The organism is Pedobacter sp. PF22-3, from assembly GCF_026239555.1.
Classification (GTDB): Bacteria; Bacteroidota; Bacteroidia; order Sphingobacteriales; family Sphingobacteriaceae; genus Pedobacter.
In genome coordinates this window covers 102,849-117,308 of sequence record NZ_JAPIVP010000010.1, presented here as the reverse complement: position 1 = coordinate 117,308, position 14,460 = coordinate 102,849, and the positions used below count along the sequence as shown (strand labels likewise).

Annotated in this window: 10 protein-coding genes; 3 read left to right on the top strand and 7 right to left on the bottom strand. The window is 38.0% G+C overall.

The genetic code is table 11. The annotated features are described in order from the left end of the window. Positions 1-32: 32 nt before the first annotated feature. The 5 genes from OQX63_RS14285 to OQX63_RS14265 form a co-directional block, all read right to left on the bottom strand. Positions 33-953 (bottom strand): hypothetical protein, encoded by a 921-nt coding sequence (locus OQX63_RS14285; RefSeq protein ID WP_265851532.1) that lies wholly within the window; start codon positions 951-953, stop codon positions 33-35. Between the two features lie 10 nt (positions 954-963). Further along, complete coding sequence (locus OQX63_RS14280; protein WP_265851531.1) at positions 964-2,547, bottom strand: RagB/SusD family nutrient uptake outer membrane protein; 1,584 nt, start codon at positions 2,545-2,547, stop codon at positions 964-966. A gap of 13 nt (positions 2,548-2,560) precedes the next feature. After that, positions 2,561-6,235 carry a SusC/RagA family TonB-linked outer membrane protein gene (locus OQX63_RS14275; RefSeq protein ID WP_265851530.1) on the bottom strand — a complete coding sequence of 1,225 codons (3,675 nt, stop codon included), beginning with the start codon at positions 6,233-6,235 and terminating at the stop codon, positions 2,561-2,563. Positions 6,236-6,338: 103 nt separating this feature from the next. Further along, a complete protein-coding gene (locus tag OQX63_RS14270) occupies positions 6,339-7,493 on the bottom strand; it encodes a FecR family protein (RefSeq protein WP_265851529.1) in 1,155 nt (384 codons plus the stop codon). A gap of 71 nt (positions 7,494-7,564) precedes the next feature. Further along, the gene (locus tag OQX63_RS14265) at positions 7,565-8,155 is read right to left on the bottom strand and encodes an RNA polymerase sigma factor (RefSeq protein ID WP_265851528.1); all 591 of its coding nucleotides are present in this window, start codon (positions 8,153-8,155) and stop codon (positions 7,565-7,567) included. A 454-nt stretch (positions 8,156-8,609) separates the two neighbouring features. Here OQX63_RS14265 and OQX63_RS14260 point away from each other — a divergent pair, with 454 nt between their 5' ends. Together OQX63_RS14260 and OQX63_RS14255 are read left to right on the top strand one after the other, a co-directional pair. Beyond that, positions 8,610-10,535, top strand: coding sequence for a histidine kinase (locus OQX63_RS14260; RefSeq protein WP_265851527.1), 1,926 nt, complete (start codon positions 8,610-8,612; stop codon positions 10,533-10,535). A gap of 13 nt (positions 10,536-10,548) precedes the next feature. After that, positions 10,549-11,295, top strand: a complete 747-nt coding sequence (locus OQX63_RS14255; RefSeq protein ID WP_265851526.1) for a LytR/AlgR family response regulator transcription factor — start codon at positions 10,549-10,551, stop codon at positions 11,293-11,295. 151 nt (positions 11,296-11,446) lie between these two features. Here the strand turns inward: OQX63_RS14255 and OQX63_RS14250 are convergent, their stop codons facing one another. Both OQX63_RS14250 and OQX63_RS14245 read right to left on the bottom strand, forming a co-directional pair. Then, on the bottom strand, positions 11,447-12,181 hold the full coding sequence (locus OQX63_RS14250; protein WP_265851525.1) for an SDR family oxidoreductase: 735 nt from the start codon (positions 12,179-12,181) through the stop codon (positions 11,447-11,449). A gap of 65 nt (positions 12,182-12,246) precedes the next feature. After that, the gene (locus OQX63_RS14245; RefSeq protein ID WP_265851524.1) at positions 12,247-13,131 is read right to left on the bottom strand and encodes a helix-turn-helix domain-containing protein; all 885 of its coding nucleotides are present in this window, start codon (positions 13,129-13,131) and stop codon (positions 12,247-12,249) included. Between the two features lie 497 nt (positions 13,132-13,628). On the opposite strand from OQX63_RS14245, the gene OQX63_RS14240 reads away from it, so the two are divergent. After that, complete coding sequence (locus OQX63_RS14240) at positions 13,629-14,459, top strand: hypothetical protein (protein WP_265851523.1); 831 nt, start codon at positions 13,629-13,631, stop codon at positions 14,457-14,459. The last annotated feature ends 1 nt before the right edge of the window (position 14,460 follow it).

Below are 14,460 nucleotides of genomic sequence, written 5' to 3'. Positions count from 1 at the left end.
TGCCAGCGGTTGAATATGTGGTTTTGTTTAAATTATTTTATTCCCATATCAGTTAAAATCTGGCGGATGTAGCCGTACTTTAAAAGAATATTAGGATATGCAGCATATTTTTGTTTGAATTGGTCATCAGTATTCGCCATGGCCGCTTCTATGTACATGCTCACATCTAGCCAGGTAGAGTTGGGTGATATTGAGGTTATAATGGTATCTGGTCCAAGAAAACCTATTGCCTGAAAAGTTAAAGGAGTGCCAGCCGGTAAACCCACAATATAATTGCTGGTTAAAAAATAAGTGCTTAACCCGTAAGCATCACGCCCTGTTACAAATTTTTTAGAAACAGTATAAAACTTATCCAGGGTACTCGCATATTTATTATCCAATACTGTATTGGTAAGCATAGATCTTAATATTGCTGCTTTGTAATTCGCTTTAGTAGCTGCGCTCATGGTTGGGATTTTTGAGATCTGTGCAACTACAATGGTATTAAAACCTTTATAGGCATAGGTTCCGAAAGCATTGGTATTCATATTTTCAACCAAAAGAATACTCGGAACATGTATTTTGCCCGTTATTAACGGTATAATTTCTGTTTTTAAAAACGTGAGTGCAGTTGGTACATCTGCTTTATTACAATAAGTGAAAGATTGCACCACAGGTGGCGGTCCACTTTGTATGCCACCAAGCGAATAGCTTAAGGATAGGACTTCGTAATAAGTGTAAGCTTTTCCGAAAACATTTACCCGCTGTTGCGAGCCGATGGTATCGTTAACAAATACCGGGATGCCTGTTTCTTTATAAAACTGAAAATTGGCATGAATGGTTGCATCATTGGGATTATCTTCCATGGCCAACCAGTTTTTATCATAATCCGGAAATTTGGTAAAAGGTTCTTTTCTACATGAAAGCAGCGTAAATAAAAAGCATGCTGCAATCACAAATAAAATATTTTTCATCTTGATCAGGTTAAGGTTGAATATTACGTACACTGCGAATGGGGTTGGTTAGTGAGCCCCTGTTAAATTCTATAGCATAATTAGGGATGGGTACCTGCCAGCTGGCGGCATCCTGAGCAATAGAGTTTAGAACATAATTTCCAGCTCGGGTGTAGGTATTCGTTTGCGCATCATAACTATAGGTGGGATGTTTGATCGTAAAATCTGCACCTAGCGGATATTTTGAATTTACTTCATACCGCCTCAAATCGAACCAACGATGACCTTCAAAGCAAAATTCCCTCCTACGTTCATCCCGGATAAAGTTAACCAGAGCCGGGTTAGATGCTGGTTGCTGGCTGCTTGTGTTATTGTTAAAGCGCATCGCCTGCAGTTTCTGAATTTCACTCCAGGCTTCACCATCAGCACCAAGCATAGCTTGCGCTTCTGCACGGTTAAGCAACATTTCTGGCAAACGGAAAGAAAAGATACAAGATACCTGCTCCGGATCGTTATAAGTTTCCCAGGTACGGTATTTAGCCGGAAGAAATGCTTTGCTTTTTGCAGATAGCTTAAAACAGGCATTCAGGCGTAAATCATTAGGGCTAAAGCGCTGTATCAGATTATCAGAAGCTTTAAAACCAGATGCAAGACGATCAACAGGAGAAGAAGATCCTAAAGAATCATTAGGAAAAACGACAGGAACAGCATTTGTTCCCATTGTAAATATGGTTTCTGTAGAACTGCGGTAAGTAAAGTTACTGTTTGCCACATAACGCTTTAAATCAATGATACTGTAACCCATATTTTCATATCCATTAGTCACCTGCAATACTTTATCATATTGTTCGGTAAATAGATATACCCGGCTTTGTAAACATTTAACAGCAGCAATACCTACCCTAATTTTAGTTGTAGGATTGTAGCCTTGAAGGAAATCTGCGGCTTGATTAAGATCTGCTACAATCTGATTATATACAGCCTCATTATTTGTCCGTTTAAAATAGATATCTTCTATTTTTTCCGAAATCTTTAAAGGCACACCTTCATCAGTTGCTGCAGTAGCCTTACGGTATGGAGCGCCATAGATATTCTGAATTAAAAAGTAGTAATAAGCGCGAAGAAAATAGGCTTCACCACGTAAATGTTGCAGGTTTACATCGGCCGGGTTTTTTGCAGCAATTTCCGAAGCTTGATAAATTAATGCATTAATGGCACTAATGCGTTTATAAACTTTTTTCCACATGATATCATTCCAGGCGAAGCCTAAAATGTTGACCGCTGGATTCTGCCCCCAGTTGTGAAAACCAGAAAGCATGTAAAGCGGAGTAGCCTGATCTCTGTCAGCAGCTCCAAGTACAAATGCTTCACTATCATCATCCATTACGTGGAGCCATGGTGCAGAAAAATCAGTCTCTGAAGTAATATTTCCCATGGTTGTAGGATTGTAGAGATAGTAACCATATACATTATTCATGAAGGCCTCGCCAATCATTACCTTGTTCAGGTCGTCGGTGGTTTCCAGGTATTTTTGATCTGTAGAATATTCTTCCAAAAACTTGCTGCAGGAGCTCAGGAGCAAAAGGCAAGTTAAAAGGGTTAAAAGATATTTCATAGCTTGTTTTCTTTTAAAATGAAACATTAATACTTGCGGTATAGGTTGGTCTAATCGATAGATTGATGTTTGGAGTAGCACCCGATTGAGTTGGATCTTGTCCCTTCAACATTTTATTGGTGATGGTGAATAAGTTTGTCCCTGTAAGGCTTACATAGGCCGAACTCAATTTTAATTTACGCATTACAGATTCTGAAAAACTGTATCGGAAAGATGCCGATTGCAATTTTAAGTAATCGCCGCTCACTAACCTGACATCAGAATCATCATACATCTCATAAGCACTTCCACCGAGTTCAAGGCTGTTTACCGGATAGTTTTGCCACCATGGATTAATTCCATCAGTTGATACCTGAAGGCCTGGAATGTTGGTGTAAAGTTCATCACCAGGTCTGCGCCAACGATCTACAAACTCTTTGCGTAAATTTTGCTGCGGATAAGCACTGGTAGTGGCATAACCTGAAGCAATTTTCATCAATCGGATTTTATTTCCTAAAGAATAAGTGAGGTTAAATGATAGTCCAAAATTTCTATATCCAAAATAATTTGATAAGCCACCCTGAATAAAAGGTTCGCGACGACCTGACTCACTCATGATTTCCAGGTAAATGTCTTGCCTATCCATATTTAGATAACGCTGTTGGTATGCCGCCGAATTTTTTTCTTCTAAACCATAGAAAATGGGTGAGCCATCAACAGGGCTTAAGCCTTTAAATTTGTAAGAATAAAAGGTGTTAATCGGTTTTCCAGCCAGCTGAATATTTCCGCTTAGGTAATTGGAGTAGTTAATGTTGTCGATAAGTACATTGTTTCTATTGTTGATGGCCTGGTTAATGATTTTATTCAGCACCTGGCCCAATTGCGGATCAAAACGCCAAACAAAACCACGTTTAGACTTATCCATGCCCACATTATTAATGGCCGTAACGCTTAATGCTACTTCTACACCTTTATTTTCTATTGTTCCGCTATTGATGACGTAAGATTGAACACCATTGATTTCTGATACGGTTTTATTAAGAAATGCATCTTGCGTTCTTTTATAGAAGTAACCTATTGACCCACTCACTTTATTGCCAAACAAAGCAAAATCTAATGCAATATTAGATGATGAAGTACGCTCCCATTTTAAATCTGGATTTGGGTAATTAACAATATTTGCAGATGAAGAATTATAATAAGGATCAGTAGCTGGATTTTGTTTAATGATCATATATGGCGATTGCCCCGGAAGCATATTTCCTTGCCAGCCCCATGATCCCTTTAGGGACAGATCACTTACCCATGAGGTATTTCTGGCTACATCTTCTTTCATATTCCACCTACCAGAAAAGGCGTAGATCGGGAGCAATTTATTATTTGAACGTGTTCCAAATAAGTTAGATTTTTCACCACGAATATTAAAATTGAAAATATACTTATCACGGTAAGAATAACCTGTTGTACCATACCAGGCAAATTCGTTAGTCAGCTGGCGATTGAATGAACCCAAAGCAGCCTTGGTAGACATCCATTGGTTATAATAGCCTGTATAACTAGTAGGTACAATATCAAAGTAGCCACCCATTTCCGGGAAATATCCTCTTCTCGTGATGTCAAAACCGTTATATTCATTTGATTTTATTTCCGTACCTCCTGAAATTGTAAGGGAGTGTCTGTTTTCTGCGCCGAAGGTTGTAGCATAGTTGGCCTGTAAACGGCCAGTGTAATTGTTATTACGGGTCTCATTTTTTGTCCATTCACCTCCCACCGGAGCCATATCATTACGGAGCGCAAAATCATTGCGAAGTTTACCGATATAATAAGAATCTTTTGTATAATACAATTGCCTGTCGTTATTACTGATGGCATAGGCGAAAGTACCTTCCACGTTAAACTTTGGCGTAATTTTTAACCTTACCAAAGCCTTCAAGTTGCTTGCAATCAGGTCTGTATGGTCAGAGCTGTAATTTCTGTCTTTCAGGATGTTGTAATTAAAAATTCGACTTCCATTGATAACTACTGGATAATAAAAATAGCTCCCGTCAGGATTATAAGCAGGCAAAGTTCTACTGGTATTGTAAGCATAATTCATGATGCCTAAATCACTTGGCGAATAATTCCTGGAAGAGTAATTTCCTGCAAAGCTTACTTGCGCCAGAAACTGATCATAGTCTGCTGTTACATTAACTACTGATGAATACCGCTTATTGTATTCCCCCTTAATTGTTCCCTGCTCATCCAGATAACCCAAAGAAGAATAAAATTTAATACGGTTAGAGCCTCCGGATAAAGTTAAAGTATGATTTTGAGAATATGAATCCTGGGTAATCAGACCTAACCAATCTGTATTTACACCGGCATAATAATCACTCTGGCGTTTAAATTCGTTATAATCAATGGTTCCTTTATAATATTTTTGAAGGGCATCTTCGTAGCCTGAAAACTGCGTTACGTTGTTATATTGTATTCGTCGTTCTACCATTTCCTTTGAAACATCCATTCGTTCTTCAGAATTCATCATGTTCATGTTTCGGTCCGAATAACGCGGACGTCTGTTGAAAGTGGTATTGGCTGAGTAAGAAATGGTTGCTTTACCGGGCTTACCTTTTTTGGTCGTAATTACAATTACACCGTTACCCGCTTTGGCGCCGTATAAAGCGGTAGCAGAAGCATCCTTAAGCACGTCAATCTGGTCAATGTCCTCAGGATTTAATCCTGCAATGGCGTTACCTAGTAAGTTTACAAAGTCAAGATCATTAACTGATTTTGGATCAATATTTACAGGGTCTTGAAGTACAATTCCATCAAGCACCCACAGTGGTTCACGGTTACCTAAAATAGTGGATGTGCCACGGATTCTAAGCTTGGGTGCTGCGCCTACCTGTCCTGAATTCTGCATAAAAACCAGTCCGGGCACCCTGCCTTCTAATAATTTGTCAATGGTATTCACACCGGGTGTAAGAAGATCTTCAACTTTAATACTAGTAATCGCACTGGTTAACTGACGACTATCAATTTGCTGATAACCTGTGTTTACTACAATGTCTTTCAGCTCGGATGCAGATATTTTGAGCGAAACAACACGTGCCCGTTGTGCAGGAATTTCCAAATGATGATAGCCCAAATGATTAATTTCAAGCAAGCTGGTTGAATATTGACCAGGAATGGTAAAATGACCACTTTTATCGGTTTGGGTATAAAACTTTGTTCCTTTTACCCTTACCGTAACACCTTCCATCGGTTTATCATATTCATTGGTAACACTTCCGGTTACCGGACCATCTAAAGCTTTGTCTGCATCGGTAGCTACGCTAGCTTTTTTTTCTGTAATAATGATAATCCGGTCTTTAATTTCATAATCAAGGTCCTGACCTGCGAACAGCTTTTTCAATGCGCTGTTAAGCGGCTCCTTAACAAGTTTCAAAGTAACCGGTTTTGCTTTCTTTAAAATGAGGTCATTATAAGTGAAATCATATTTGGTTTGCTTCCTGATTTCTGTTGTTGCCTTAATAATGGTTGCGTTCTTGAGATCAAGTGTCACGGTTTGTGCATACAATTGATTCGAAAATGAAAGCGCGAATAAAAAAAACAAAATGATAATCCACCTAAAAGATAACAGTGAATTGGTATTAGTAGTGGCTTCGCCATTAATTTTATGACCGGACATACGCCCGCTATACTCCTTAAAAAAAAGGAAATCGTTCATATTGTGATTAGTTTGTTTGGTTATGGGTTGTTGATTGGTTGGTAGATATGTGGCTATGATATGGATTAGTTTTGTCCTTACCATGTTCTGCCTTGCTGTAAAATTATTTCATCAGTTTCACCCTCCTTCCTTCAACATCAAATTTTAAGTTGGTAATTTTTTCAAGCGCTGAAAGTACTGCAGATAACGGTTTGTCTCGTTGGATAGAGGCATGAATCTGGATGTCTTCAGGGATGCCACTGTAATCGATTTCCAGGTTATACCAGCGCTCAATCTGGCGAAGCACCGCTGTAAGCGGTGTAGCCGTAAAAATAAATTCGCCATCTTTCCATGAAGTATTTAATGTCACATCTACAGGCGTAATTTGAAAAGTATTTCGGTTTAATACAGCCTGTTCTCCAGGATTTAAATATGATGGATTCGAAGTGTTAGGGCCTTTAAGTTGCACCCTGCCGTGAACAAGCGTAGTAACTGTTACCCCCTCATTTTCATACGCATTTACATTAAAAGCTGTTCCCAAAACCTTTATTTCCTGCGTTTCAGTGCTCACGATGAAAGGTTTGTGAACATTATGGGCAACCTCAAAATAAGCCTCACCCCGAAGTACAACCCGTCTTTCATTAGCTGTAAATATACTGGGGTAAGATATCGATGAGGCAGCATTTAACCATACTTTGGTGCCATCAGCCAAAGTGATGCGATATTGCCCGCCTTTTGGTGTGCTTAAAGTAAAGTTCTGCACTTGAGCTTCTGTTTCAAGCAAAGCCCCATCCTTGTAGCGGATTGCTTTTTCGCCTGCAATAATTTCTTCTTTGCTACCTTCTAACTGGTATATTTTCCCATTTGCAGCCTGTAATGTTGCCCGATGGGTTCCGGGCTGAATATCATGTGCAATAGCTTTTGTTAAACGGTCTTGAGTACGATTTGATTGATATATATAAAACGTGGTAAATAATACAATCACTAGCGCAGCGGCTGCGGCCACAAATTTGAACGTTGAAAACAACCTCAGCTTTTTAGCTGGTTTTGGTTCTGCGATGTGTTGCGCAATTTTCTGCCAGGCTAAATCTCCAACTTCTTTTGCCTTTGTATGAGCGGTATGTGAGGTTGAATCAAAATAATCGCTAACTGCCTCATCAAATAGTGCCTGATGCTGTTCATCCTGAAGATGTTGATGTAACTCGGCCAATTCATCTTTATTGATGATATTCTGGAGATACTGATCAAATAAAAGGTTGATTCTGTTTGGCTTGCTCATCTTAAACTAAGGGAAATTTGCCCTTTTAGAATAGAATACACATGAAAAAGAAAAAATAGCACCTCTTATAATTATTTTTTTAATAAAGAGGGTAGCAGCAGAATAAATAGCTCAAACGACCTCGATTTTAGCACTGTTTTTAAGTGTTTATTGGCTTTTTGGATATGATGATTAATGGCAGAAAGACTGATATTTAGTTTTTCACTAATTTCCTGATAACTGAGCCCTTCCAGTTTATGTAAAGTATAAACTTCCCGTTGCCTGTCTGTAAGCTGATTCATGGCCTGATCTAAAATGGTTTTCGCCTGTTCAGCATCATCACCTTCTTCCATAGGGTGATACACCGCTTCCTGGCCAACCTCATGCCGCATGAGCTGGTCATAAACGTTTTTCCGGATCGCATTTTTAGACAGGTTTGTGGCAATCTTATAAAGGAATGCACCAAAACTAAGTTCAGTATCAATCATTTCACGGTTAATCCAGATCTTTAGAAATACATCTTGTAAGATATCCTGAGCTAAATCTTCAGATTTTAACAAGTAAATCAATTTACTGGCGAGTCTACCGGAATATATCTGATATAACTGTTTAAAGGCAGTCTTATCCCCACTCTTTAATCTGGTTAGTAATTCCTTTTCGGCAGTAATGGGTATAGACTTCACTTCGCCATAGTCGTTTAGTTTACTAATTTATATAAAAACTGGCTTGAAGCAATATTTTTTTGAATAAAGTCATCCTTTCGCGTCTGAATTTTTAAAAAAATTAACTAAATTCCTTAATCTATTTAACTGCTTGTGGTTATTTCTTAAACTTGGGCAGAAAAGGTTAGCCTACATCTGCAATTTCTATTCGCAATGCCTTGCCAGAAATTTGATTGAGTTAATTTTAGTTAGCTTTCAATTTGCTTAAAGGACTTGGTGCATGCTAAATCAAAGAATAATAAACACCATTTCTGTTATAGCCCAATCCAGCTTTAACCTTAATCGAATAATTAAATTTTACCAGCGGATATAACCTCAAAGTTCCCGAATATCGATATAGGTTTTTTAGCTTAGCTTCCGATTGATATATTTAGGCTTTAATTTTGAGGAAATACTCAACCATTAATCAATTTACATGAATAATTTTTTTCGGTACCGCTTTATTCCTGTTTTTATGCTTTCCATGCTTTGCCTGGTTTCATGCCGACAAAAAACCGACGAAACTGGTGCCGGCCAGTCGGTATCAGCCTCAGGGCAATCTACAGCTGATCTAATATCCTTTATTGTTTCATTAGATACGCTCAAGGGATCTAGAAAGCTCAGGCTTATCATTAATCAGCAGGATAGTATATTGTCATTAACGCCTGGAAAGGAAAAAAATCCTTTTTACCATTATTTTAGGGCAAGAAAGTTTTCGCTCCAAAAGAAAAAAGATAGCGCTTTAGCCGCTTATCAACAAATGAAGGGCTACCATAAAAATGACGACATTGAACTATTAAAGGAGAATCTAATCATTTCTTATACCATTGCCAATGGATCGATGGTAGAAGCCACACTCATGAACCGGATTCTGTCTGGTTTAAAAATAGCTGAGACGCAGAAAAGCTGTTTAACCTTTTTTTATTACGATTTAATTGCACAGGCTTATTATCAAAACAATAACGGACAAAAATCATTGGAATATGCTGCCAAGTATTTTGCGGCGAATCCTTATAAAAATCATCCCGTTATTAAGCAGCGATATTTTGACATTTCTTTTTTACTGGCTTCAAGGCTTGGCGACTTGAGCAAAATGTTATACTACAACAACCAGGCGCGCATACTGGCTGTTGACATCAAAGACAGTCTCGCACTCGCCCGTACCTATGATAACCAGGCACAGATTTACAGTAAACAAGGGAAGACAGACAAGGCGGTGGATTGTAGCCGTATATATTTCCGTTTTCTGAAAAAAACGGATAACCTAAATGATATTGCCTATAATAATCTGGCTACGGCGTTTATACAAAATGGTGAACTAGACTCTGCTATCTTTTATTACCGTGCAGGGATAGAAATGGAAAAAAAAGATCCTTCAGGGAAGCGCAAAACTACTCCTTATCTGGGCCTGATGGATGCTTATAAGTTTAAGGGAGATTACAGATCGGCCCTGGCTGCTGCCGATTCCCTTTATAAAACCGAAATCAAGAATAATAAAGCCATAGAGGCAGCAAAAATAGCTGAATTGCATGAAAAATACGAGGTAGAAAAGAAAGACCGCAGTATTAACGACCTTAACAGCCGGAATAAACTAAATGAAAAATTGATCAATCAACAACGCTGGTTACTGTTTATGGTAATGGTTGTTTCTCTTGCTGCTGTATCACTGTTTATTATCAGTTATCGCCAGCTTCGTTTAAAGGATAAAAACAAGCTTCTTGCAGCCGATAACCAGCGTTTAATTATGGAACAAAAACTGCTTCAGGTACAGCTTAATCCACATTTTATATTTAATGCTATTTCCAATCTCCAGGGCCTGATCTCTTCAGGCAACACGTCTGAATCTGTCAGATACCTAAAATCCTTTTCGGGTTTGCTCAGGTCAATCCTCGAACAAAATAGAAAAGATTTTATCTCCATTGACGAAGAAATATCTTCTTTAAATAATTATCTGTTATTACAGCAAATGCGTTATGCTGATACTTTTACCTATCAGATTTCGGTTTCGGAAGAAATTGACGCGCAGGACATACTCATTCCACCAATGCTTATTCAGCCATTCATCGAAAATTCAATCGAACATGGATTCAGGAATATCCCTTACAAAGGGCTGCTTAAGATTTCATTTGAAAAACAGGCCAATCAGCTTGAAATAACGATAGATGACAATGGCTGCGGTTTGGACAACAAGGCATCTGGAAATCAGCAAAAACAATCTTTGGCTCAAGCCATTCTGACCGAGCGGTTTGATGCACTTTTTTGCCGTTACAGCCAAAATGCCAGTTTTAATATGACCGGCAAAAAGGGTATGGGTGAAAGTGGTGTGCTGGTAATAATCAATATCCCAATTATCAACGATTAATATATATCCTAACATGAAACTTTATATATTAGAAGATGAGCCGCGTATCTTGCAGCATATTTTACAGATTGTAAGCCAGATTGATTATGTAGAAGTGGTGGGTTCCGCCGCCGAAATCGCCATCGCAGCCTTAGAAATACCAGCTTTAAAACCAGAAATTATTCTTGCAGATATCAGATTAAAGGATGGCGATAGTTTTCAGCTTTTTGAACAAATTCGGGTTGCCGATTTTCAGGTTATATTCTTAACCGCTTTTGACCAATATGCAATACAGGCACTTAATCTTGGGGCTTTTGGCTACCTGCTTAAACCTGTTGATGAAGAATCTTTAACTTCTGCACTAAATAAATGTTTCCACCATCGTAAACAGGATTTATTTGATCAGCAGCAATTAAGCATCGCTAAAGAACATTACCTTGCCCAGGGATTATCGGCTAATAAGCGCATTGCACTCAAAACACTAGAGTTTATTGAAGTGGTTGCGATTGAAAGTATCATGTTCTGCAGGGGCGATAAAGGGTATACTACTTTTGTAATCAAGGGATCAAATGAGATACTGGTATCAAAAGGTTTAAAAGATTATGAGAGTTTGTTATCTCCTTTTGGCTTTTTAAGATGCCACCAATCCTACCTGGTCAATTTCGCTTATGTTAAAAAATACTTCAGGGAAGGCTATCTTCAAATGGAGAACGGAGAAAAGATTCAGGTTTCCAGTAGAAAAAAAGAAGAGGTACTAAGGTATCTGGAAAATATTGCTTAGGCTCACCTGAGCAGAACATATTCAAATTTATAAGCAAAACGGAAAGCATATGTCATTTGGCTTAATTTGCAGACCTGCCCATACACCAATTGTGCAGTTCATTGCAGTATTGATCTATATCTGGATTCCTGAATCTTAATTACTATTGACTTTACCAGGGACTAATTCCCGTTTCAGGTGCATTATCATCGCTAAAAAATTGTCCGGTTGGCCCATCAGCGCCTAATGTTGCCGCTTTTACTACCCTTGCCGCTGCATCAGTTACTGTTCCCGGACCTGAATGGTGATTAAAATCTGTTGCTGTGTAACCAGGATCAACAGCATTTACTTTAAAAAAAGTATCACTTAATTGATGCGCCAGTAAAATAGTGTAGGCATTAAGCGCAGCCTTTGATGAAACATATGCTGCGGGTTTTACCTTGTAGTATTTCCAGGTTGGGTCGTTATGCAGCGCAAGTGAGCCCAAGCCCGATGTAACATTAACAATTCTAGGTTCAGGAGATTGCTTTAGTAAATTGATAAATGCCTGTGTCACTTCTATCACTCCAAAAAAATTGGTTTCAAATACCTCTTTAAATACATTTATATCCGTATCTAGTGCGGCTTTCATGGTACCGGCAATACCAGCATTATTAATTAATACATCAAGTGATTTGATTTTTTGATTTAGCCATTCGGCTGCGGCTTTAATTGATCCGGCATTGTCAACGTCAATTTCAATGGATTCTACCTCATTTAAACCTTCTGATTTTAGCAGATCAACAGCCATTTCTCCCTTTTTAATATCTCTACAGCCCAGATAGACGTAATATCCTTGCTGTAATAACTGTTTGGCCGTTTCAAAACCAATGCTTTTATTTGCTCCTGTTATGAGTACTGTTTTCATAATTAAATTTTTATGATACAAATGTAAATCAGGATGCCAGTCAGGGTAGAACACATTCATCGGTATTAATGGTACATTTTGCGGATACTGGCACGGTATGCTGACGGCGTTAGGCCTGTTTCACGTTTAAAAAAGCGGTTGAAATAAGAAGTGTCAGAAAAGCCCAGATCAAAGGCAATTTCTTTCAAAGCTTGATCGGTATGGAATAGCAATCGCTGTGCCTCTAATATCAATCGCTCGTGAATGTGTTTAATGGCGGGTTTTCCGCTTTGTATTTTCACAACTTCGCTTAAATGTCCGGGTGAAATATTTAATAAAGAAGCATAATCACCCACTTCGCGCAGCTCCCTGTAATAGTCATTAATCTTCGTCTGGAAATCTTTTAACAACAGTTTCTCTGCGGAATGCTCGTTGTCTTTAAACTGTTCAGTATACAGTCTGCTCAGGTAGGTAAGGAGTAAGGTGAGGTAGGCCGTAAGCATACGTTGCTGCCACTCGCTCTGATTTTGGTATTCTACCTTTATTTTTGCGAGCATATCTTCAACAAAATCAAGGTCAGCTGTGCTAAGGGCCAATTCATGTTTATCATGTAGGTTTTGTATCAATGGAAGTTTGCTTAATGAAGCGTTTTCCTGGAGCGAAAGAAATTCCTTGGTAAAGGCAATTCCGGTACTCCATAACTTTTTAAAACCTTCTTTAACAATGATCTGATTTGGTCCAGAAAAATATACAGTATTATTTTTAAGCTTATAGGGCGTCATATCAATCCACTGGCGACTATCTGCTCTTCTGATCAAAACGATAAGGTAATGGTTTTTGCGGTGTGGAATAAGCAGTTCCGATTGGTTTGGTAAAGTGCCTTTAAATTGATATAACCTGAAGTGTTTATTGCCGGCAATTTCATCAGGCTCTAATTTGTAAATGGGCAATTTTTGATTGGGTGTCTGCATGGGGTGCTTACAAATTGGAAAAAAACATCATGGGTAGATGGATAATATACATTGATTTTGATAAAAAATTAGACATCATTCTTTTTAAAAGCAATATTCAAAAATACAAATGAATCATAATGGAAATATTTGTATTATATAAAATACATTTTAATTCTCTTAAAAAGTAAAAATGTGTATTTTTTTTATATATTTCGGGTGCTTATTTTTTTATTAAAAATAAAGTGCGTATCTATGTATAAGTCAAATCCATCTGCTCACTCAAAACGCTTATCAAAATGAAAAATGCTCTTTCATCAATTATTCCGATAATTTCATATTAGCTTTATCTCTAATTATCAGTTAGTTAAATCTTATTTTGTTTTTAGTATTGATATTTATCCTCATCATTTAAGGTGCGAGATAAAAAGCAACTGGTTATATAATTTCTTAAACAAATTAAGAATATTTTAATCTGTATTAATTTACATTTTTAATAAACCTTAAACCAAACAATCGTGAAAAATTTATTGTCAATTATCATTCCTGTGCTCGAAGGGATGGAAGAATCTCCATTGAAGCACCAACTCTTAGCCTATTTTCCTCAACAAGCTGAACATTTTAAAACAATTGAAGACAGTTTTGTGAAACTTACTGCAGTTCTGCATGATAGGGATCATCTTAAGCCTTTTTTTCATAGCTGGAGCCAAACCAATAATAGCGCGGTAACTGTTGCGGGATTAAGCAACCGCATGACCATGATGATCCATAAAAATATGCCTATACCTGATGAAGCACAGCTTTTCAGATCAGTAGCCAGCCTAAACAGGATTGTTGATGAAGACCTGGCTGTTGTTGGCAAAGTATTACACTCTGATTTGTTCTATACCATGGCTACCAATACCTGTGGCGATGATGGCTGGTTGTTAAGGCAATACCTTGATCCAAGTGCACGTGCCTTTAAATATTGGAAAGACCAGAACTCGTTGCGCAATAAAGATTTGTTGATTGGCCTGTTAACTACACTTGTTCATGAAATTTATACCCATGGCGAGGTGGAGTTTATCTTGCCAAAGTTTACCCGCTGGTTGGAAGATGATTTTGGTTTTGATAAAGATACCTTAAAACATACATTGGCCTGGATAACCGTACACTGTGGACCAACTGAGAAAAACCATTTCTTTTTTGCCGTTAACGCCATCAATTATTACGTTAAGGCAATGGATGTAAATTTGGCTGATTATGACCTACGCGAAATCGTTGCCGATTATTTGAGTAAAAAAGCAGCAGTAATGGAAACCATTAGTGCTAGTTTGGAGCCTGTAATGTCTGAAGAAGAAATGGCATAAA